This window comes from Lentzea aerocolonigenes (genome assembly GCF_000955955.1).
Classification (GTDB): Bacteria; Actinomycetota; Actinomycetes; order Mycobacteriales; family Pseudonocardiaceae; genus Lentzea; species Lentzea aerocolonigenes_A.
The window spans coordinates 1-1,694 of the sequence record NZ_JYJG01000160.1; the positions used below are offsets into that span (position 1 = coordinate 1).

General features: G+C 69.8%; 2 protein-coding genes and 1 pseudogene. 1 reads left to right on the forward strand and 2 read right to left on the reverse strand.

Annotated elements, in window-relative coordinates; genetic code table 11:
* A pseudogene (locus UK23_RS52805) lies at positions 1–315 on the forward strand (hypothetical protein); the annotation flags it as partial.
* Here UK23_RS52805 and UK23_RS23040 read toward each other — a convergent pair.
* Together UK23_RS23040 and UK23_RS23045 are read right to left on the reverse strand one after the other, a co-directional pair.
* Complete coding sequence (locus UK23_RS23040; RefSeq protein WP_045313684.1) at positions 281–751, reverse strand: hypothetical protein; 471 nt, start codon at positions 749–751, stop codon at positions 281–283. The pseudogene UK23_RS52805 and the gene UK23_RS23040 sit on opposite strands and share 35 nt — an antisense overlap.
* Positions 752–1,103: 352 nt before the next feature.
* Positions 1,104–1,646, reverse strand: coding sequence for a sigma-70 family RNA polymerase sigma factor (locus UK23_RS23045; RefSeq protein ID WP_045313685.1), 543 nt, complete (start codon positions 1,644–1,646; stop codon positions 1,104–1,106).
* Positions 1,647–1,694 lie beyond the last annotated feature (48 nt).

Sequence of the window (1,694 nt, forward strand, 5' to 3'; positions counted from 1 at the left end):
GAACACGACCTGTCCAAGGAACCGCTGGTCTTCCAGCGCGCGGTCGCCAGGACCGCGCAGATCCCGTGGATGTCCGCGACCACGACCGACCTGGGCTGGAGCACGAGGAGGCTCTCCCCGAGCACCCGGTTCATGCAGTGGTACGCCCGCAGGCTCTTCGAGGTCATCCCGCGCAACCGGAGGGTCTACCGGTCCTTCATCCGCGTCTCGCAGATGGTCGACCACCCGGCGGCCCTGTTCCGGCCGGCCGTCCTGTGGCCCGTCTTGACCAGGGGCGGTCTCAGCGGATCGCGCCCTCGGGCCAAAGAACGGTGACCGGCACACCCCGCGACCGCGCATATGCGACGACGTCGGCCGTCCCGCCCGGCCCACGCCCGGGCTGCCCGTCCCACACGGCCAGCAGCGAGTCCGACTCGTCGATCATCCGCTTGCCCGCCTCCATGTAGGCGTGTGGATCAGGCGTGACGAACGGCAGCTGAACCACCTTGCCCGCCCGCGCCAGCAACCGGTCGTAGACGGGCCGGAACTCCTCCGGCAACGACTCGCGGTACTCCACCGCGGGCAACACGGCCACCAGCGAACCACCCACGTCCAGCACGGCCTGCGCGAACACCGCGTCCGCCCCGTCTGCCAGGCACGACACACCGACGAGCTCATCGCGCTCAGCCACCGCGGCACGGATCATCCGATCGACCTCCGCCTCGAGCTCGGCGGAGAGGCCGCGATGTCCGGTGATGGCGAGCTGCGTCATTTGTGCAGGATAGGCGGCTGAGGCGGGTTCGGGCCGCTGGATCGGCGCTCTCGTGCGATCGCGAGCACCGCATCATCGCGGCGAACACGTCCCCAGCGCCATCCCGGGCAGGGCCGTCGGAGTACCGGAGCCCGAGAACCGGAACACCTCCACGCGCGGCGGAATCCACGGCCCGGACGATCCGCTTGCTCAGACGATCCGCTTGCTCCCGTCAGCACCGAACGACCCGCTGGACGTCGCGCAAGCGATCACCGACGTCCGAACACAGATCCTCAGGCGATCACCACCCCTGTTCGTCCACATCGGACAGAAGACGGAGAGTGCCGCGGTCGCACAACACCGCAGGTCCATCTCACGCGGCCAGGCACAGGTCCGGGGCCGCGAGGTGCGACCGCAGTGCGCGCAAAGCGGAGTGAACCCGCGACTTCACCGTGCCGACCGGAATGCCGAGCACCGCGGAGACCTCGTCCGGGCTGCGGCCGTGCAGGTACATGTGGACGACGACCTCACGCCGGTTCGGTGTCAGCTTCGCCATCGCGTCGGCCAGCGTGATCGAGTCGACGACCCGCGAGATCTCGCACCGCGCGGCCGGCAGGTGCGCCAAGGCGGCGTCACCGGCCTCCTGCGGGCGGCGGTTGCGGTGCCGGACGCGGTCGATGACCAGGTTGCGCGCCACGGTCACGAGCCACGGTCTGGCCGCCTCGGGCCGGTGCGCGAGACGTGGAGTTCGCCAGGCACGGAGGAACGTCTCCTGCAGGAGGTCCTCGGCGAGGCCCGCATCCCCGTTCGTGAGGGTGCGCAGGTACTTGTGCACCGACCGGCCGTGCATGCGGTAGATGTCCGCGAGGACCCGGCCGTCGAGCGTGTCGCCGAATGCCGCGGCTGTGTTGCTCAAGCGTGGGTTGCTCAAGCGTGGGTTGCTCAAGCGTGGGTTGCTCAAGCG